We start from the raw sequence: 17,444 nt of genomic DNA, 5'->3' as shown, positions 1-17,444 counted from the left end.
AATCGGTGAGGCCTCTCCGCAGCGTTGGAGGGGCCTCACTGGTCATGCGGTCAGATCCGTACCGGCTTCGTGCGTCGGGTCGTGGAGGTTCGATCTCAGGGTTTGCCGGCGCCGGCGGAACCGCTGCCTGCGACGCCGCCTACGCGGGCAGCGCGCCGCTCTGTGCCGTCTTGCGGCGGCGCGCGGACAGGCGGGAGCCGGACTCGCGGCGGGCGGCGCGGCGCAGGAGGGGCACCGCGAGGAGGAACCCGAGGACGGCCCAGGCGGTCAGGACCAGGGCGACCGTGGGCAGTTCCCAGGAGCCGGCCACCTCGGCGGTCCGTGCGGCGTCCGGCAGCAGCACCGAACGCAGGCCCTGTGCCATCCACTTGAGCGGGAAGACGGAGGCCACCTGCTGGACCGGCACGGGCAGCGAGGTGATCGGGAACATCACTCCGGAGGTGATCAGCAGCCCCATGGTGGGCAGCATGGTCCACGCCAACGCCTCGCGCGGGTTGGGCAGCACGGCGCCTATGGCCGCGCCCAGCGGTACGACGGCGAGCAGCCCGAGCGGGGTGACCCATAGCAGCGTCAGCCAGCCCCCCGGCCCGCGCGGCAGTGGCCCGTCCACCAGCAGCGCCCCGGCGACCAGGAGCAGGGCCAGGGTGCCGAGCGCCATGACGACCACCAGCAGGCACTTGGCGACGAGGAAGGCCGGTATCCCGCCGGGCGTGGCGCGCAGCCGCAGCAGGGCGCCCTCCTCCCGCTCGGTCACGAGGATCTGCGGGAGGTAGATCAGCCCGACCTGGAATAGCAGATAGGCGGCGAAGCCCGCCAGCACCAGATGAGTCATCGGGGTATGGGTACCCGGCACATCGTCGTCGATGTAGGCGGCGACGAGCAGCGCGACGACCACGTTGGTCAGATGGCCGGACACCTCCCTGCCGTTGCGCAGGAGGTGTCGCAGCTCGATTCCGCCGCGCCGGAGCCCGGCACGCCAGATGTTCGTCCTGTTCGTCTTGTGTGCCACCCTCATGCGGCCCGTGCCTCCTCGTCCGCGTCCCTGTCCGTGCCGTCGGCCCCATCCGTGCCATCGGCCTCCCGGTGCACCATGTGCAGATAGGTGTCCTCCAGCGTCGGGCGGCGGATTTCCAGGTCGGCGATCGGTCCGGCGGCGTGCCGGTGGAGTTCCCAGACCAGCCGTGAGGGGTCCTCGGTGCGTTCGCGGCGGGGCGTCCCATCGTCGGCCGTCCAGCGGACCTCGGCCTGGGCGGCGGCTCGCCGGGCCAGTTCCGCGGGTGGGCCACAGGCCCTGATCCGGCCGCCGACCAGCATGGCGATCCGGTCGGCGAGCCGCTCGGCCTCCGCAAGGTCATGGGTGGTGAGCAGGACGGTGACGCCCTCGTCGCGGGCCAGCCGTTCGACCAGGACGTGGAACTCGTGCCGCGCCTGGGGGTCGAAGCCGGTGGTCGGCTCGTCCAGGAAGAGGAGTTCGGGGCGGCCGACGATGCCGAGCGCGACGTCGAGGCGCCGGCGCTGGCCGCCGGACAGTCGGTCCACCTGCCGGCCGGCCTGGTCGGTGAGGCCGACCAGGGCCAGCAGTTCGGCCGGGGCGCGCGGGTCGGGGTAGTAGGTCGCGAAGTGCGTCAGCAACTCGGCGACCCGCCAGCGGCGGTGGTCGCGCCAGGACTGAAGGACCAGGCCGATCCGGGCTCGCCACGCGTCGCCGCCCCGCTCGGGATCCGTGGCGAGGACGCTCACCTCCCCGCCGGAGCGCTGCCGGAAGCCCTCCAGGATCTCGACGGTGGTGGTCTTACCCGCGCCGTTGGGCCCGAGCAGCGCGAAGACCTCGCCGCGGTGGATGTCCAGGTCGACGCCGCGCAGGACGTCGACATCGCCGTACGCCATGGTCAGATCGCGTACGTGGATCACGGGCTGGACGCCGGTGCGCCCGAACGTCGTCATCGGCCCGCCTCCGCGGGGTACTGCTGTTGTGCCGCCCCGGTCGCGGGTCCGGCGCTGTCAACGATGGCCCGGAGTGCCGCCACATGTCCCTCGAAGGCGGTGCGCCCGCGGTCCGTCAGCCGTACCTTCGTACGGCGGTTGCGGCCGCCGCCCTCCTTCTGGATCTCCAGGTATCCGGCCCCCTCCAAGGTGTGCAGCTGCTTGGAGAGCGCGGAGTCGCTGAGCGAGAGGCTGTCGCGGACGAACGCGAAGTCCGCCGACTCGGTGGCGGCCAGCAGCGCGACCACTGACAGCCGGGTGGCGGGGTGGATCAGCTCGTCGAAGCCGGCGGGGGTGCTCATCGGCCCGTCGCCTCGCCGACCGCCGGTTCGCCGCCGCTCCGCACCGAGTCAGCCGCCCAGCGGTTGGCGGGACCGAGGGAGAGCAGGTACACGGCCACCGCGGCCGTGGCCTGGATGGGGCCGGAGTAGATCGGCGCCAGCGGCTCGGTCAGGTGGTCCGACAGCACGATCGTCCCACCGACCAGCACCGCCGCCGCACCGAACGCGGCCCACGTACGCCCGGGGCAGCGAGTGTGATGCAGTCGCATCCGGCTCCTGCGGCTGCTCATCACGACCAGCACGCTCAACAGGCCGGCGTAGGCGGCCATGAACAGTCCGACGCCCCACTGGGGCAGGTCCATGCCCACGCCGGCAAGGAACACCCACATGAGCGCGGCCGTGCCGTAGGCCATGCCGCGCCCGCCGGACACGGAGCGCTCGAACTCGTCGTACACCCGCTCCTGCGGCACTCGGATGCGCTGGAGATCCTTCCATGCCTGTTCGGCATCCACCGGCATGCTCACGGCCATCACCCTCCTGTCCCCGATAACTTTCCTATCAGGAAAGTTACTCTTGGCTTTCCTGGTAGGCAAGACGGAGGGAACTTCGTCTTCACGCCTCCCCGCCTGGAGCAGGCCGCGGTGGACATCGGCGCGGGAGGAGCAGGCGGGACCGCGCTTCAGGACGGCCAGCCGGGCACCACCAGCTCGGTGGACAACGGTCTCGGCAGCGTCGCGCGCGCATTCGGCGGCAGCGGCGCGCGGTTCGCCTCCACCGGTGGCTCGGGCGGCAACGCCTCCTGTCCCGGGCAGGGCACGGTCCGAGAAGGCGCCGCCGGCGGGGCCCGGCGGGACCACCGCTCCGCCGGGCCAGGGAGGTCGTCCCGCGGTGGACGGCGTCATCCAGCCGGCACCGTCGAATGCGGGCATCGGCGGCACAGGCGGCAGCACCTCCAGCCCCAACACCGGCGAGGCCGGCGGTCCCGGATACGTCGTCATCTGGTGGTAGCCCACGGGCCCCCGCAGACCTATGTGCGCCACCGGAGTCCCGTCGCCACGCAGGGCCCCGACCGTCCGCGGTCGGGGCCCTGCCCTCGCCGTGCGATGGTGAGAACGACCGGCTTTCCGCCGTTGACGACCAGGTTGGAGACCTTCGTCGTGCCGGCCTGCTCGTCACCCCGGGTCCCCGGTTCGCCGAAGGCGCGGATGACGGTGCGCCGGACGCTGCCGCCTTCGTCGTCGACGGCCGTGGCCGACGCGGCCCCGGCCCGCAAGATCTGGGACGGCCCACGCACCGCCTCCGCTGTGAAGCTGTGTTCCGGCCTCGCGATCGGGGTCGGCCTGAAGGGTCTTGCGGCCACCAACACGGTGCCGCAGGGCGGCGCACGCCCTGTGTCACGTCAAGGCCACAGATTCCGGTGACCGGCCTGCTCGGGCACGTCCCGGTGGTAACTTCCACCGATCACTTGACCCTGCCTTTACGAGATCCAGGGGGAATCACGATGGCCACTCCGCCGCCACCGCCCGGCACCAACCCGTACTCCCAGCAGCCGCCCGCCCCGTACGGTCCGCAGGGCGGCAACCCGTACAGCGTGCCCGGCCCTCCGGTGCCCGCACCCGCGCGCCGCGTGAGCGTCAAGGCCATCGTCAGGGGGATCGCCGGCCTCGTCGTGATCGGCTTCGTGGTCTACGGCGGCTACACCGTCTGGTTCGGGGGCGCCGCGACCGCGGACGCGGGCGACTGCCTGCACGCCGGGAACGCGGCGGCCACGGGCGTGATCTCCGTCGGGGACCCGGAGTTCGAGATCGTGGACTGCGGTGACACGAAAGCCCAGTTCAAAGTCGTCAGCAGGCAGTCCGGGACGGACGGCACCTGCGACGACCCGTACCGGACGTACAGCCAGGGCGGCGCCGGCCGGGACTTCACGCTCTGCCTCGAACCGGTGAAGTGAGCCCTCACCCTCGCCCCTGAGGCCCGCCCCGGCCACGGTGCGGTCCCGGACGTCGGCGCCGACGTCGTCAGCGGCGACGGCGCCGCCGGCGGCTCCGCGCCTGCGTACACCGCGGCCCGCGAGGGTCCGCGAGGGCCACTTCGTCCGCACCCCGGGGCGACGTGCCCTTCGGCGCCGCCAAGACCGGCGACACCAGCCCGCTCAAGGCCGCCCTGGCCGGCGGCGCCCCGATCGTCAGCACCGACCTCCCCGTCCCGGGCCTCGCCGCCCGCTCGGCAGCGCCTACGCCGCCCAGCCCCCGGCGGCGGGCCTGCCCGCTGCGACCCGTTGATCGCGCCGAAGTCCCGCCGCTCCGTCAAGGGCTGACCGACGGCGTTGCGACGCGAGAGGGCCGGCCGCCTGGCGTCCGGCCCCTTGCGGTACCGACGGCCGGGCGTGAGTGGGCGCAGCGGTGGGCGGGGGTGCGACGCAGCAGCGCGAGCAGGGAGAACGTCACAGGGCGCGGCGTACGCGTATGCGCAATCGCAATCGTTTTGTGCGCCGTCTGTGCAACCCGCCTGCGGCGCGGCGGAGTAGTGATGGGTGAGCGGATTACCGGCGGTGGGGCACGGCGGGGTGCGCATGAGGTTCATCAACCGAGGAGGAGCGTCGAGTTGTCCGGATTCAGAGGTGTCGCAAGGGCGGCCGCACTGCTGGGCGGAATCCTGTTGCTGACAGGGTGCACGGGATCCTCCGGGTCCGACTCCGCCGCCCGTTCGGCCACTTCACCCTCGACGGACGCCTCCGCCACGCCCGGCCCGTCGGCGAGTGACTCCCCCTCGGCGCTGCCGTCCCACTCCGTCACGTCGCCCTCCGCCACGGCCCCGACGCCCTCGACCCGCTCCACCGCCCCCGCCACCTCACCCAGCACGCGGCAGGCCCCCGCCCGTCTGCCCGGCTGCGGCAATCTGACCGTCAGCGGCGAGGTCAAGGCCGCGGTGACGCGGGCGTACCGGAACCGTTCCCCGCGCCTGGTACACATCGAGCCGGCGCCGCAGCGGTTCTTCTACGGTCAGTGCGGTACCGTCCGCTACGCCGCCGCCCAGTTCCAGCCCACGAGGGGCGCGACCGAGGGCGAGCTGGTGAGCTTGCAGGACGAGGGCAGCGCGATGAAGTACTTCCGCGCCGCCTCCGGGAGCGACTGGGTCTACATCGCCACCGACGGCTTCCCCGCGGGCGAGGGCGGTTGCCGCGACATCCCGCAGATCCCCCGGGCCCTGGCCACGGCCTGGCGGAATTGCGCCGTCGCACGCTGACGGCACGCCGCCGGGCAGGGCGGCGGCGAGGACTCCGCCCTGCCCGGCGTCAGGGCGACCCCTGGACGGCCACGCGCACCGGGGCGGAACCTCCGGGCGGATCGCGCCGCCGGGTCCGTCAGGTCGCGGGCCGCAGGACTGGCCTGTCACCAGGACGGCGCAGCGCGGCAGCGGCGTTCCGGACCAGGCGCGGCCCCCGGCGTGGAGGGGGATCGCTGGTCAGGGCCGCCCGTGCGGTCGCGCCCTGCCCAGCGGGCAGCCTTCCGCTCGTCGCGCCGAATGTCCCGTTTGGATAGATTCCCAGGGAACCGCCCTGAGGTGTGGACACCCGCGACGCCTCCCGGCGCAGGGAACCGAGTGCGCGCCAGGGCAAGCGGCGGCCGCCACGGCCGCCCGTCCGTACGGGACAACAGGACCTTCGGCCCGTGGAGGCCGCCGAGGAACGGGGAACCGACGATGGCCACCGACTCACCCGTGCAGCTCGGCATGATCGGGCTCGGCCGCATGGGCGCGAATCTCGTGCGCCGGCTGATGCGCGACGGCCATCCATGCGTCGTCCACGACCTCAACCGCGACGCGATGCTGGAACTGGAGAAGGAGGGGGCGACGGCAGCCGCCTCCCTCCAGGACTTCGTGGAGAAGCTGGCGCCGCCCCGGAACGTATGGCTGATGGTCCCGGCGGGGGTCGTGCAGTCGACGCTCGACGAGCTCGTCGCGCTGCTGGAACCCGACGACACCGTCATCGACGGCGGCAATTCCTACTACCGCGACGACATGGCCCGCGCCCGGCAGCTCGCCGAGCGGCGAATCCACTACGTCGACTGCGGCACGTCCGGCGGCGTCTGGGGGCTCGACCGCGGCTACTGCCTCATGATCGGCGGCGAGGACGAGCCGGTGGCGCGACTGGACCCGGTCTTCCGCACCATCGCGCCGGGCCGTGGGAACGCCGAGCCCACGCCCGGCAGGACCAGGACCGACGGGACGGCCCCGGAGGGCTATCTGCACTGCGGGCCGAGCGGCGCCGGCCACTTCGTGAAGATGGTCCACAACGGGGTGGAGTACGGGATGATGGCCGCCATCGCCGAGGGCCTCAGCATCATCCGGCACGCGGACGCGGGGCTGGGCCGCAGGGACGTCGACGCCGAGACCGCACCGCTGCGCGAGCCTGAGGCGTACCAGTACGAGATCGACGTGGCCGAGGTCGCCGAGGTGTGGCGGCGCGGCTCCGTCATCGGCTCCTGGCTGGTCGACCTCGTCGCCGACGCGCTCGCCCGTTCACCGCGGCTGGACCAGTTCACCGGCCGGGTCTCGGACTCCGGGGAGGGCCGCTGGACGGTCCAGGCGGCCATCGACGAGAGCGTGCCCGCCCCCGTCATCAGCGCCTCGCTGGCCGAACGGTACGCCTCGCGCGGGCTCGGCGAGTTCGGCGACAAGGTGCTGTCCGCGATGCGCGGCGAGTTCGGCGGCCACGCCGAGAAGACCGGGTGACGGCGCCATGTCCGGCCGTTCCCCCTCGCCGAGTCACGGTCCGGTCCCCGAGGACCACGTGGTGGTGCTCTTCGGCGCGACCGGCGACCTCGCCCGGCGCAAGTTGCTGCCCGGCCTGTTCCACCTCGCCAAGGCGGGGCTGCTGCCGGACCGCTACCGGATCGTCGGCTCGGCGCCGGCCCAGAGCGCGCTGAGCGACGAGGACTTCCGCAAGCACGCGCGGGACGCGGTCGCCGAATTCGGCCGGTCCAGGCCCGAGGGCCGCGCGTGGCAGGAGTTCGAGGCCGCCCTGTCGTTCGGCGCGTGCGATCCCGGCGCCGCAGAGCCGCTGGTCGCGGCCGTACGGGAGGCCGAGCAGGCCGTCGGCGGGAAGCCGCGGCGCCTGTTCCATCTGGCGGTGCCGCCGAGCGCCTTCACCTCCGTGGTGGAGACGCTCGGGGCGTCCGGCCTCGCCGAGGGCGGCCGGGTGATCGTGGAGAAGCCCTTCGGCACCGACCTCGCCTCGGCCCGGGCGCTCAACGCGTCGGTCCACGCCGTCTTCGACGAGTCCCGGGTCTTCCGCATCGACCACTTCCTCGGCAAGGAGTCGGTCGACAACATCCTCGCCCTGCGTTTCGCCAACGGCCTCTTCGAGCCGGTCTGGAACCGCGACCACATCAGCCATGTGCAGATCGACGTGCCGGAGAGCATCGGCATCGAGGGGCGAGCCCAGTTCTTCGAGGGCACCGGGACCTTCCGGGACATGATCGTCACCCATCTCTTCCAGCTCCTGGGGTTCGTCGCCATGGAGCCGCCCACGGCACTGCAGGCACAGTCCCTGCGGGACGAGAAGGAGAAGGTCTTCGAGTCGCTGCAGCCCGTCGACCCGGCCCATGTCGTCCGCGGGCAGTACGAGGGGTACCGGTCCGAGCCGGGCGTGGACCCGAAGTCGGACACCGAGACGTTCGTCGCCCTGCGCGTCGGCATCGACAACTGGCGCTGGGCCGGCGTGCCCTTCTACCTGCGCTCGGGCAAGTCCCTGGCCGAGGCGCGGCATGTGGTGACCCTGGGCTTCCGGGAACCGGCCCTGCGCATGTTCCCGCTGGCCGCACGGGGCCACTCCGGTGCCCGGAGCAACGCGCTGGTGATCGACTTCGACGACCCGGGCCGCATCACCGCCTCCTTCCTGGTGAAGGAGCCCGGCCCCGCCATGCGCCTGAGCACGGCGGAGATGGTCTTCGGCTACGCCGACTCCTTCAACACGATGCACGCGCTCGAGGGCTACGAACGCCTCCTCCTGGACGCGATGCTGGGCGACCAGTCGCTGTTCACCCGGTCCGACGGCATCGAGCGCCTGTGGGAGGCGTCCACCCCGCTGCTCGACGATCCGCCGCCGGTCCAGCCGTACGCACCCGGCTCCTGGGGCCCGGAAAGCGTCCACCGGCTGATCGCACCGCATCACTGGAGCCTTCCCGGCCACGCGTGAGAGGCAGGCAGGCGAGCCGGCCTCCTCTGTCCGCGCCGCGGCGGGTCACCGGCGGGCGCCCTGGAGACCGTGACGCCTTCCGTCCGGACCGCACTGCTCGACGGGGGCCGTGTCCGGGCCGGGGGCCCGACTCCCCGCCGGCTCGTGCGGGGTCGCCCGTTCCAGGAGGCCGGACATCGCAGGCGCCTCGGCGGCGCAGATGCCGCCCACCGTCCGGTACCGGAGTACTTCTCCCCTCGGCGGTCCGCCACGTTCCGGCAGGTCCGTCATGTACGCGACCGTCGCCGCGACTTCGCCATGGGGCTGCGATTCGGTAACGGCATGCTCTGCAAGTTGGTTCGACTGTGCAAAGTTTGCATAGTCTAAAGCCATCAGGAGGTCGGCCGCCGGATCCCTGTACGCCCTCGCGCCTGCCCGGGATCCGGTGCGCCACACCTCACATCGCGCGATTCCGGGGAGTTCATCTTCGTGTCACCCAGCCATAGCCTGTCCCGCAGGACGTTCCTGACCAGCGCTGCCGCTGTCGGTGGATTCGCGGCCGTACCCGGCCTGCTGTCGGGGTGCAGCTCGACGGACAGCTCGGACGACCTGCTGGCCACGATCCGCAAGCAGGGGTACGTACGCATCGGCTTCGCCAATGAGGCGCCGTACGGGTTCAAGGACGGCGGGCAGTTGGCCGGCGAAGCCCCCACCCTGCACAAGCAGATCTTCAAGGCCCTCGGCGTCCCGCAACTCAGAGCCAGCATCGTCGAGTTCGGAGCGCTGATCCCGAGCCTCAACGCCAACCGGTTCGACGTGGTGAGCGCGGGGATGGCGATCACTTCGGAGCGATGCGAGAACGCCATCTTCTCCGAGCCGGAGTTCATCTCGCCCACGGCGCTGATGGTCCGCAAGGGCAACCCCAAGAAGCTCGCGGACCTGGGCACCTGCTCGTCGGCCGGAGTCAGGGTAGGGGTGCTGACCGCCGCGGTGGAGAAGAGCTATGCCCAGGCCGCGGGCGTGAGCAATGACAAGATCATCTCGATCCAGGGCCAGCAGGACGGGCTGGACGCCCTGGTCGCGGGCCGGATCGACGCCTTCGCGTTGACCGGCATCTCGCTCAACTGGCTCGCCAAGGCCAACGCGGGCGCGCCCGTCGAAGTGCTCTCGCCCTTCGTGCCCATGGTCAAGGGAGAGAAGCAGTACAGCCCCGGCGGCGCGGTGTTCCGGTCGAAGGACACCGCTCTGCGCGATGCCTTCAACGTCGAACTGAAGAAGATCACCTCTGACCCCGACCGGTATGTCGGCCTCGTCGGCAAGTACGGCTTCGGCAAGTCCGAGATCCCACCCGCCGACCTGACGACCGCTGCGCTCTGCAAGAGCTGACGGCGGCTGGTCATGGAAGACTTCTTCACCGAGTTCTTCCGCTCATGGCCCGGTGTCCTGGAGAGCCTTGCGGTCACCGTGGAGGTCACCGTACTCGGGGCCCTGCTCGCGCTGGTGCTCTCCTTCCTGCTGGGCTTCGCCGCGGGTGCGCCGTGGCGACCGGTCCGGGGCGCGTGCCGCACCGTCGTGGAGTTCTTCCGCGGCACTTCGCTCTTCGTGCAACTCTTCTGGCTCTTCTACGCCCTCCCCATCATCGGCTACCAGCTCGTACCTCTGGCCTGCGCCGTGGTGGCGCTCGGTCTCAACTTCGGCGCGTACGGCTCCGAGGTCGTACGGGGAGCGCTGGCAGCCGTTCCCCGGGAGCAGCGGGAGGCCGCGATCGCGCTCAACATGACGGCGGGCCAGCGGATGCGTCTGGTGGTGCTGCCGCAGGCGTGGCCGCAGATGATCCCGCCCTTCAACAACCTGCTGATCCAGGTGCTGAAGTCCACCCCGCTGGTCTCCCTGATCACGGTTGCCGACATCACATTCCGGATCCAGCAGTTGCGCTCCGCCACGGGTGAGACCAAGAACGCCTACCTGGTCCTGCTCGTCCTGTACTTCGTGCTCGCGTACGTCCTCACCCTCGCCATGAACGCCCTGGAGAGGGCGGGGAAGGCCCGCCTGGGCCAGGGGAGCGCACGCACGACCCGCCTGCGTGGCACGGGCACCCCGCTGAACGCGGCTGCGCCGAAGGGAACCGTGTGATGTGGAACTGGGACAACGCGGCCGACTCGCTGCCGATCCTGCTGCGCGGATTCCAGCTCACCCTCGCCGTCACCGTGCTGGGCTCCCTCGTGGCCATCGTGCTGGGACTGGTCGTCGCGATGGCGTACCGCGGGCGGACATGGATTCGCCTGCCGGTTCGGGCCGCGGTCGAGTTCGTGCGGTCGACACCGGTGATGATCCAGCTGTTCGCCGCCTGGGTACTCCTTCCGCACCTACCCGTGATGACGATCGGCGTCGCCGTACTCGGAGTCCACTACGCCGCCTTCACCTCCGAGGTGTACCGGGCCGGCATCGACGCCGTGCCCAAGGGGCAGTGGGAGGCCTGCGTGGCGCTGTCACTTCCGCGTCGCCGGATCTGGCGGGCCGTCATCCTGCCGCAGGCGGTGCGCAACGTGGTTCCGGCACTGGGCAACTACGTGATCTCGATGTTCAAGGAGACGCCCTTCCTCAGCGTGATCGGCGTCGCCGAAATGGTCCACCAGGCCGACGAGTTCGGATCCGAGCACTTCGCCTATCTCGAAACGCTGACGCTCACCGCCGCGATCTTCCTCATCGCGAGCTATCCGACCTCGGTCGCCATGCGCAAACTGGAGGAGCGCCTTGCCAAGCCCTACTGAATCCGTACCGCTGGAGACGTCCTCCACCGAACCCGTCGGCAACGGCATCGACCGGATCACCTTCGACGGCGTGGTGAAGCGGTTCGGTGATCACACCGTTCTGGACCAGCTGGACTTCGGGGTCCGGCGCGGTGAACGCGTGACCTTGATCGGGCCGAGTGGATCGGGCAAGACGACCATCCTGCGGTTGCTGATGACGCTGGAACGCGTCAGCGAGGGAGTCATCTACCTGGACGGGCAACCGTACTCGCACATGCCCGGACCACGCGGAGAACTGGTGCCGGCCAGCGAGAGCCACTTGCGGCAGCTCCGCAGGCGGATCGGAATGGTCTTCCAGCAGTTCAACCTGTTCCCCAACATGAGCGTGCTCGCGAACCTCACGGAGGCGCCCGTACACGTGCTGGGCATGGACCGGGACGAGGCCGTCGAACTCGCAAGGGAACTCCTCGCCCTCGTCGGACTGAGCGACAAGGCCGACGCGCACCCGACAACGCTGTCCGGCGGACAGCAGCAGCGTGTGGCCATCGCCCGCGCCCTGGCCATGCAGCCAGAGGTGCTGCTCCTCGACGAGGTGACCTCATCGCTGGACCCCGAACTGGTCGCGGGCGTCCTCGACGTGCTGCGGGACATCGCCCAGACCGGCATCACCATGCTCTGCGTGACCCACGAGATGGGTTTCGCCCGGGACATCTCGCACCGGGTCATGATGTTCGACGGCGGACGCGTCATCGAATCCGGACCCCCGGAACAACTGTTCAACGATCCGCGGCAGCAACGCACGCGCGAGTTCATAAGGGCGGTTCTGTGATGGATACGGGCTCTGCCGTGGCAGTAACCCCCTACGCCGGAGTGACCTTCAAGCGGCCCAAGATCCAGGACGGTGCCGGGATGTGGCGGCTGGCCCGGCGAAGCGGGACGCTCGATCTGAACTCGTCCTACAGCTACCTGTTGTGGTGCCGCGATTTCACCGAGACGTCCCTGGTCGCCAAGGGTCCGGACGGCGAGCTCTGCGGATTCGTCACCGGCTACATACGACCGGAACTCCCCAACACCCTCGTGGTCTGGCAGATCGCCGTGGATACCGAGCTGCGCGGCCGCGGCGTGGCAGCAGCCATGCTGGACACGCTCGTATCACGTACCGGCTCCGCCGGGGCGTCGCATCTGGAGGCGACCATCACTCCGGGGAACACCGCTTCCGCGCGGCTCTTCGTTTCCTTCGCCGGGCGGCACGAAGCCCCGGTCACACGCGAGGTCCTCTTCGACACCGTTGTCTTCCCCGATGCACACGATACGGAGTTGCTCTACCGCATCGGGCCGTTCACCCCCACTCTCGCCAGGAGGTAACCGGTGGCTCTTCCCACCGCACCGACCACATCCGTCTTCGAAGCCGTGGAATCCGAAGTACGCAGCTACTGCCGTGACTGGCCCACCATCTTCGACCTGGCGCAAGGCAGCCGCATCCGCGACGAGGAAGGCCGTTGGTACCTGGACTTCTTCTCGGGTGCCGGGGCGCTGAACTACGGCCACAACAACGCAGGACTCAAGGACGCCCTGCTGGAGTACCTCGGACGCGACGGCATCACCCACGCCCTCGACATGAGCACGGTCGCGAAACGCGAATTCCTGGAAACCTTCCGCGATCTGGTCCTGCAACCGCGCTCCATGGACCACAAGGTGATGTTCCCGGGGCCCACCGGGACCAACGCCGTCGAGGCCGCGCTGAAGGTCGCACGCAAGGTCAAGGGACGAGAGGCCGTCATCTCGTTCACCAACGCCTTCCACGGCATGTCGTTGGGCTCGCTGGCCGTCACGGGCAACGCCTTCAAGCGGGCCGGCGCGGGCATCCCGCTGGTGCACGGAACCCCGATGCCGTACGACAACTACTTCGACGGCTCGGTCCCCGACTTCCTGTGGTTCGAACGGCTCCTCGCGGACCGCGGGTCCGGTCTCAATGAACCGGCTGCCGTGATCGTGGAGACGGTCCAGGGGGAAGGAGGGGTGAACGTGGCACGACCGGAGTGGCTTCGGGCCCTAGCCGACCTGTGCCGGCGCCACGACATGCTGCTGATCGTGGACGACATCCAGATGGGCTGCGGCCGCACCGGCACCTTCTTCTCCTTCGAAGAAGCAGGCGTCGTCCCCGACATCGTGACGCTCTCCAAGTCGATCAGCGGGTACGGCCTGCCCATGTCCCTGGTACTGCTACGGCCGGAACTCGACGTGTGGGAACCAGGCGAGCACAACGGAACCTTCCGGGGCAACAATCCCGCTTTCGTCACGGCTGCGGCCGCCCTGCGGTCCTACTGGTCCGACGACGTGCTGGCACGGCAGACACGGGCCCACGGCGAGGTCGCGCGGGCGGCGCTCGGGGCGATCTGCTCACGGCACGAGGGCGCGGTGCACCGCGGACGGGGCCTCGTGTGGGGGCTGGAGTTCCCCGACCGGTCCAGAGCCGCAAAGGTGTGCGCCCGCGCCTTCGAGCTCGGCCTGCTGGTGGAGACCTCCGGTCCGGAGAGCGAGGTCGTCAAGCTCCTGCCCGCGCTGACCATCTCCCGCGAGGAGCTCGCCCAGGGCCTCGGCCTGCTCGCGCAGGCCGTCGACGAAACCTGCTGACGGCAACACAGGAGGCAACGACAATGATCGTCCGGACCTTGCACGAACTCGAGGGAACCGACCGGGACGTCTCCGCCGAGAGCGGCACCTGGCGCAGCAGGCGCATCGTCCTCGCCGGAGACGGTGCCGGCTTCTCACTGCACGAGACGGTGATGTACGCGGGTACCGAGACCACCATGCAGTACGCGAACCACATCGAGGCCGTGCTGTGCATCGACGGCACGGGCGAGGTGACCGACCACGAGACAGGCCTGACACACCGCCTCTCACCCGGCACCCTGTACCTGCTCGACGGTCACGAGCGGCACACCGTGCGGCCTGCCACCGACCTGCGGTTCGTCTGCGTGTTCAACCCCCCGGTCACCGGGCGGGAGGTACACGACGCGACCGGTGCCTACCCGCTGATCACCGAGACCGAAGAGGTGTGAGCCGAGCATGACCGTCCCCATGACGAACACGGATGTCTACCCCACCCGAGGCGTGGCGGAAGTCATCACGTCCCGCCTCGACCCGGTCGTCTGGTCGGAACGCCCCGGCCCCTTCGCGACCGACGAGTTGCGCGGCTACGAACGCAACGGCTTCCTCACCGTGGGTGCCCAGATCACCGCGCAGGAGCTCGGCGTCTACCGCGCCGAGCTCGAACGCCTCCGCACGGACCCGACCGTCCGGGCCGATCCGCGCGCCATCGTCGAGCCCGCCTCTGACGAGATCCGTTCGATCTTCGAGGTCCACAAGATCAGTGAGACCTTCGCGCAACTCGTCCGGGACCCCCGGCTGGCCGAGCGGGCGCGCCAGCTCCTGGGCTCCGACGTCTACGTCCACCAGAGCCGGATCAACCTCAAGCCGGGCTTCGGAGCGGCCGGCTTCTACTGGCACTCGGACTTCGAGACCTGGCACGCCGAGGACGGACTGCCGAGGATGCGCACCGTGTCGGTCTCCGTCGCCCTCACCGACAACCTCGCCTGCAACGGCGGACTGATGATCATGCCGGGGTCGCATCACCAGTTCCTGGGCTGCGCCGGCGCCACGCCGCCCGATAACTTCCGGCGCTCGCTCCAGATGCAGGTGGCCGGCACTCCCTCCCACGAGGCCCTGACCGGCATGGCGAGGCGGCGCGGCATCGAACTGCTCACCGGTCCTGCCGGATCGGCGGTCTGGTTCGACTGTAACTGCATGCACGGCAGCGGCGACAACATCACCCCCTATGCGCGCAGCAACGTCTTCATCGTCTACAACAGCGTCGAGAACGCCGCCGTGGAGCCCTTCGCCGCACCCACTCGGCGCCCGGAGTACATCGGCGCGCGCGACTTCGCGCCACTGGGCTGAGCCCACGGCGGGAACCCCGCGCAACGGAAAGGGGTTCGTTCGAGGCGGAAGTCACGGCAGATGCGGCTCGGTGCCGGTGAGGGCGTCGGTGTTCCCCTCTCCGGCACCGGGCGTCTGCGGGTGGTGTCAGCAGCGGCGGCCGCTGTTGATGCAGTACACGGCTCGGCGCATGAGACGGTCCGGCATGACGTTGATGAAGTCGTCGTGATCGGTGATGGGCTTGTGCAGTTGTTCGGGGAAGCCGTCCACGGCGAAGTTCGGTTTCGCCGGGACGTTGTAGACCAGACGCATGACGAGCTGCGGAATGGCCCGGAAGCCCTGGGGGCAGCGGCCGTCCGGTCGGGCGAAGGCGACGTGGCTTCGGTGGTTGGCGCTGTCGGTGTTCTTCCCGTCCCAGCAGTTCTGGAAGGCGTAGCTGCGGACGACCCGGCTGCCGCGCGGACACAGGGGGTACTTGTCGGTGAGCTGGACCCGGTTCTCGTAGCCCGTGCAGCTCCAGTGGGCGTTGGCATTGGCCGTGCCGTTGGTGAAGGCCTTGGCGTCGCCGGTGATGATGCGCAGGAAGCGCGGCATGGCGGTCACCTTCCCGACGGGGCTGCCCCGGAAGCTGATGGTCGCCTGATCCGCGGTGACGATGCGGCCGATGTTGCCTTCGAGGCCGCCGCCGAGCTGGTCGGCGTCCGTCTCGCGGGTGCCGTCCTGGACGCGCAGCACCGGCCAGTAGTACGAGGACTTGTCGCCGTTGGTGCAGCTGGTGCCGGCCGCGGCGAGGCTGTCGTCCGTGGACTGGAAGTCGGTGGAGTCGTTGCCGACGTAGTCGTGGGTGTGGTGGGCGCCGTTGGGCACGCCGGGAGCAACGATGACGTTGTCGGTGTTGCGTCGCTTCTGCGCGTTGACGCCGCAGCGGGACACGAAGGTGCCGGTGGACGCGCCACGACGATTGCGGACGTGCTTGACGTTCGGGGCGACGGTGGTGATGTCCACGAAGTCGTCGGCGGTCGGTCCGCTCGGGAGCGTCGCGGAGGGGGAGGCGCTGGGTCCGGCGGAGCTGGGGATTCCCTTCACCGTGCAGGCGGCGAGCGAGACCAGGCCGCTGGGGCGCGCCGCGACCCGGTCGATGGCGGTCGCGATGCGATCGAGCGTCGCCTTGCGCTTGGCGCTCAGCGGGCCCAGAACGGCGTTGCGCACGAAGTCCTCGTCGGCCTGTCCTCGGCGCTGGGCGGTCCGCAGGCGCCGGTTGGCCTCCTCGATCTGCGCTCCGAGCTGCTCGAGGTTGCGGCGCACTTCGGCGCGTGCCCGGCTGGGGACGTCCGGCAGGTGCCTGCTCACCTTTGGGCAGTCGACGGTGGGCGCGGCACCCTGCCGGTTGCGGTACTCCCCGGCGCTGGCGGAGACGTTGAGGGTCGCGATGACGCCGCCGCCCAGGAGGAGGGCGGTGGCCGCGACGAGCGTGGTGTTCCTTCGCCTGGCGCGTGAGCCATTGCGGGTCATGGGTCGCATGGGGTTACCTTCGGTCGGGCGGTCGGGGTCAGTGGGGTATGGAGGAGGCGACGTCCTCGAGCGTCGCGTCGGTGACGAGGCCGGTGTCCTCCAGGACTTCCATGTGGTCCTGGACGGTGTCGTTGGCCTGCGTTGCCAGGCGCCGGACGAGGGGGTTCTTGGTGGTGGCCCGGACCTCGCCGATGACGATGAAGACCTTGCCGTGGGAGTTGCGCAGCAGGTCGACGAAGAGCTGGTCGAACTGAAGCCCCTGGGCGTTCTCCAGTTGGCGGACCCATGCCTGCTGTTCCGGGGTGGCCTGGTCGGGTATGGGGACGCCGAGGCCCCTGGCGTCCTCGCGTACGAGTTGGTCGAGCTTGCTGTGCCCGTCCAGTAGATGCATCCCGGCGCGTTTGACGGCCTCGCTGGAGGCGTGGGTCTGGGCGAGTCGGCCCGCCGGGATCTCCCACAGCCCGGCCTGACGCACCTTCGTCAGAAAGGTCTTGTCCAGGTCCGTGAGGTTCCCCGTCGTGTTCGACCTGGTGGCGTTCGGAAGGCCGGCCGCGACGGCCTCGCTGGAGAGACCGTCATGACGGGAATCGAGCAGGGAGACCGCGGCGATGACCGCCGCCACGACAAGGACGACGGCCGTGGCCGTAACGCGGCGGGAGGAGTAACGGGCTTGTCGGGCATGGGAGTTCACGGGGTGCCTCCTGGCTATGGGGCGTCAGGGCACCCGGCACGCTACCTTTGCACAATGCAAAGTTCTCTCTTTTGACGATTCCAGCCGCCGCGGGGGGTGCCCGGGCTACA

19 protein-coding genes are annotated in these 17,444 nt (G+C 70.2%); 12 read left to right on the top strand and 7 right to left on the bottom strand.

Annotated features, from left to right (window positions below; all coding sequences use genetic code 11):
• Positions 1-139: 139 nt before the first annotated feature.
• The 5 genes from ACRWNP_RS16525 to ACRWNP_RS16505 form a co-directional block, all read right to left on the bottom strand.
• Positions 140-1,015 (bottom strand): ABC transporter permease, encoded by an 876-nt coding sequence (locus ACRWNP_RS16525; RefSeq protein ID WP_431961991.1) that lies wholly within the window; start codon positions 1,013-1,015, stop codon positions 140-142.
• Entirely contained in the window at positions 1,012-1,944 is a 933-nt protein-coding gene (locus ACRWNP_RS16520; RefSeq protein WP_431961990.1) for an ABC transporter ATP-binding protein, read from the bottom strand. Before ACRWNP_RS16520 ends, ACRWNP_RS16525 begins: the two co-directional genes overlap by 4 nt.
• The gene (locus tag ACRWNP_RS16515; protein ID WP_431961989.1) at positions 1,941-2,285 is read right to left on the bottom strand and encodes a transcriptional regulator; all 345 of its coding nucleotides are present in this window, start codon (positions 2,283-2,285) and stop codon (positions 1,941-1,943) included. Before ACRWNP_RS16515 ends, ACRWNP_RS16520 begins: the two co-directional genes overlap by 4 nt.
• Positions 2,282-2,782, bottom strand: coding sequence for a hypothetical protein (locus ACRWNP_RS16510; RefSeq protein ID WP_431962016.1), 501 nt, complete (start codon positions 2,780-2,782; stop codon positions 2,282-2,284). Before ACRWNP_RS16510 ends, ACRWNP_RS16515 begins: the two co-directional genes overlap by 4 nt.
• Positions 2,783-3,291: 509 nt before the next feature.
• Positions 3,292-3,558 carry a hypothetical protein gene (locus ACRWNP_RS16505; RefSeq protein WP_431961988.1) on the bottom strand — a complete coding sequence of 89 codons (267 nt, stop codon included), beginning with the start codon at positions 3,556-3,558 and terminating at the stop codon, positions 3,292-3,294.
• Positions 3,559-3,765: 207 nt separating this feature from the next.
• Between ACRWNP_RS16505 and ACRWNP_RS16500 the strand changes: the two genes are divergently transcribed.
• The 12 genes from ACRWNP_RS16500 to thpD all read left to right on the top strand — a co-directional run bounded on the left by ACRWNP_RS16500 (position 3,766) and on the right by thpD (position 15,152).
• Positions 3,766-4,215, top strand: coding sequence for an LppU/SCO3897 family protein (locus ACRWNP_RS16500; protein WP_431961987.1), 450 nt, complete (start codon positions 3,766-3,768; stop codon positions 4,213-4,215).
• A 653-nt stretch (positions 4,216-4,868) separates the two neighbouring features.
• Complete coding sequence (locus ACRWNP_RS16495) at positions 4,869-5,510, top strand: hypothetical protein (protein WP_431961986.1); 642 nt, start codon at positions 4,869-4,871, stop codon at positions 5,508-5,510.
• 456 nt (positions 5,511-5,966) lie between these two features.
• Complete coding sequence (gnd, locus tag ACRWNP_RS16490; protein ID WP_431961985.1) at positions 5,967-6,998, top strand: phosphogluconate dehydrogenase (NAD(+)-dependent, decarboxylating); 1,032 nt, start codon at positions 5,967-5,969, stop codon at positions 6,996-6,998.
• A 7-nt stretch (positions 6,999-7,005) separates the two neighbouring features.
• The gene (zwf, locus tag ACRWNP_RS16485) at positions 7,006-8,463 is read left to right on the top strand and encodes a glucose-6-phosphate dehydrogenase (protein WP_431961984.1); all 1,458 of its coding nucleotides are present in this window, start codon (positions 7,006-7,008) and stop codon (positions 8,461-8,463) included.
• 468 nt (positions 8,464-8,931) lie between these two features.
• Positions 8,932-9,828 (top strand): ectoine/hydroxyectoine ABC transporter substrate-binding protein EhuB, encoded by an 897-nt coding sequence (ehuB, locus tag ACRWNP_RS16480; RefSeq protein WP_431961983.1) that lies wholly within the window; start codon positions 8,932-8,934, stop codon positions 9,826-9,828.
• A 12-nt stretch (positions 9,829-9,840) separates the two neighbouring features.
• Complete coding sequence (ehuC, locus tag ACRWNP_RS16475; RefSeq protein WP_431961982.1) at positions 9,841-10,575, top strand: ectoine/hydroxyectoine ABC transporter permease subunit EhuC; 735 nt, start codon at positions 9,841-9,843, stop codon at positions 10,573-10,575.
• A complete protein-coding gene (gene ehuD, locus ACRWNP_RS16470; protein WP_431961981.1) occupies positions 10,575-11,213 on the top strand; it encodes an ectoine/hydroxyectoine ABC transporter permease subunit EhuD in 639 nt (212 codons plus the stop codon). The genes ehuC and ehuD overlap by 1 nt, the downstream gene beginning before the upstream one ends.
• A 10-nt stretch (positions 11,214-11,223) precedes the next feature.
• Positions 11,224-12,021, top strand: coding sequence for an ectoine/hydroxyectoine ABC transporter ATP-binding protein EhuA (gene ehuA, locus ACRWNP_RS16465; RefSeq protein WP_431962015.1), 798 nt, complete (start codon positions 11,224-11,226; stop codon positions 12,019-12,021).
• Positions 12,022-12,038: 17 nt separating this feature from the next.
• Complete coding sequence (gene ectA, locus ACRWNP_RS16460) at positions 12,039-12,557, top strand: diaminobutyrate acetyltransferase (protein ID WP_431961980.1); 519 nt, start codon at positions 12,039-12,041, stop codon at positions 12,555-12,557.
• A gap of 3 nt (positions 12,558-12,560) precedes the next feature.
• Positions 12,561-13,826, top strand: coding sequence for a diaminobutyrate--2-oxoglutarate transaminase (gene ectB / locus ACRWNP_RS16455; protein ID WP_431961979.1), 1,266 nt, complete (start codon positions 12,561-12,563; stop codon positions 13,824-13,826).
• A gap of 23 nt (positions 13,827-13,849) precedes the next feature.
• On the top strand, positions 13,850-14,254 hold the full coding sequence (locus ACRWNP_RS16450; RefSeq protein WP_431961978.1) for an ectoine synthase: 405 nt from the start codon (positions 13,850-13,852) through the stop codon (positions 14,252-14,254).
• A 19-nt stretch (positions 14,255-14,273) separates the two neighbouring features.
• Entirely contained in the window at positions 14,274-15,152 is an 879-nt protein-coding gene (thpD, locus tag ACRWNP_RS16445; protein WP_431961977.1) for an ectoine hydroxylase, read from the top strand.
• Positions 15,153-15,278: 126 nt separating this feature from the next.
• On the opposite strand, the gene ACRWNP_RS16440 is transcribed toward thpD, so the two are convergent.
• On the bottom strand, positions 15,279-16,652 hold the full coding sequence (locus ACRWNP_RS16440) for a DUF1996 domain-containing protein (RefSeq protein ID WP_431961976.1): 1,374 nt from the start codon (positions 16,650-16,652) through the stop codon (positions 15,279-15,281).
• Positions 16,653-16,680: 28 nt separating this feature from the next.
• On the bottom strand, positions 16,681-17,334 hold the full coding sequence (locus ACRWNP_RS16435; protein WP_431961975.1) for a DUF4142 domain-containing protein: 654 nt from the start codon (positions 17,332-17,334) through the stop codon (positions 16,681-16,683).
• Between the last annotated feature and the right edge of the window lie 110 nt (positions 17,335-17,444).

The sequence above is a fragment of the Actinacidiphila sp. bgisy160 genome, from assembly GCF_965342435.1.
Taxonomy (GTDB): Bacteria; Actinomycetota; Actinomycetes; order Streptomycetales; family Streptomycetaceae; genus Actinacidiphila.
The sequence above is the reverse complement of the archived record's forward strand: the minus strand, read 5'-3'. Positions and strand labels throughout refer to the sequence as shown.

Excerpts from the sequence above, each read along its gene's own strand:
- ACRWNP_RS16525 (WP_431961991.1), bottom strand. The coding sequence starts at position 1,015 with ATGAGGGTGGCACACAAGACGAACAGGACGAACATCTGGCGTGCCGGG.
- ACRWNP_RS16520 (WP_431961990.1), bottom strand. The coding sequence starts at position 1,944 with ATGACGACGTTCGGGCGCACCGGCGTCCAGCCCGTGATCCACGTACGC.
- ACRWNP_RS16515 (WP_431961989.1), bottom strand. The coding sequence starts at position 2,285 with ATGAGCACCCCCGCCGGCTTCGACGAGCTGATCCACCCCGCCACCCGG.
- ACRWNP_RS16510 (WP_431962016.1), bottom strand. The coding sequence starts at position 2,782 with ATGCCGGTGGATGCCGAACAGGCATGGAAGGATCTCCAGCGCATCCGA.
- ACRWNP_RS16500 (WP_431961987.1), top strand. The coding sequence starts at position 3,766 with ATGGCCACTCCGCCGCCACCGCCCGGCACCAACCCGTACTCCCAGCAG.
- gnd (WP_431961985.1), top strand. The coding sequence starts at position 5,967 with ATGGCCACCGACTCACCCGTGCAGCTCGGCATGATCGGGCTCGGCCGC.
- zwf (WP_431961984.1), top strand. The coding sequence starts at position 7,006 with ATGTCCGGCCGTTCCCCCTCGCCGAGTCACGGTCCGGTCCCCGAGGAC.
- ehuC (WP_431961982.1), top strand. The coding sequence starts at position 9,841 with ATGGAAGACTTCTTCACCGAGTTCTTCCGCTCATGGCCCGGTGTCCTG.
- ehuD (WP_431961981.1), top strand. The coding sequence starts at position 10,575 with ATGTGGAACTGGGACAACGCGGCCGACTCGCTGCCGATCCTGCTGCGC.
- ACRWNP_RS16450 (WP_431961978.1), top strand. The coding sequence starts at position 13,850 with ATGATCGTCCGGACCTTGCACGAACTCGAGGGAACCGACCGGGACGTC.
- thpD (WP_431961977.1), top strand. The coding sequence starts at position 14,274 with ATGACGAACACGGATGTCTACCCCACCCGAGGCGTGGCGGAAGTCATC.
- ACRWNP_RS16440 (WP_431961976.1), bottom strand. The coding sequence starts at position 16,652 with ATGCGACCCATGACCCGCAATGGCTCACGCGCCAGGCGAAGGAACACC.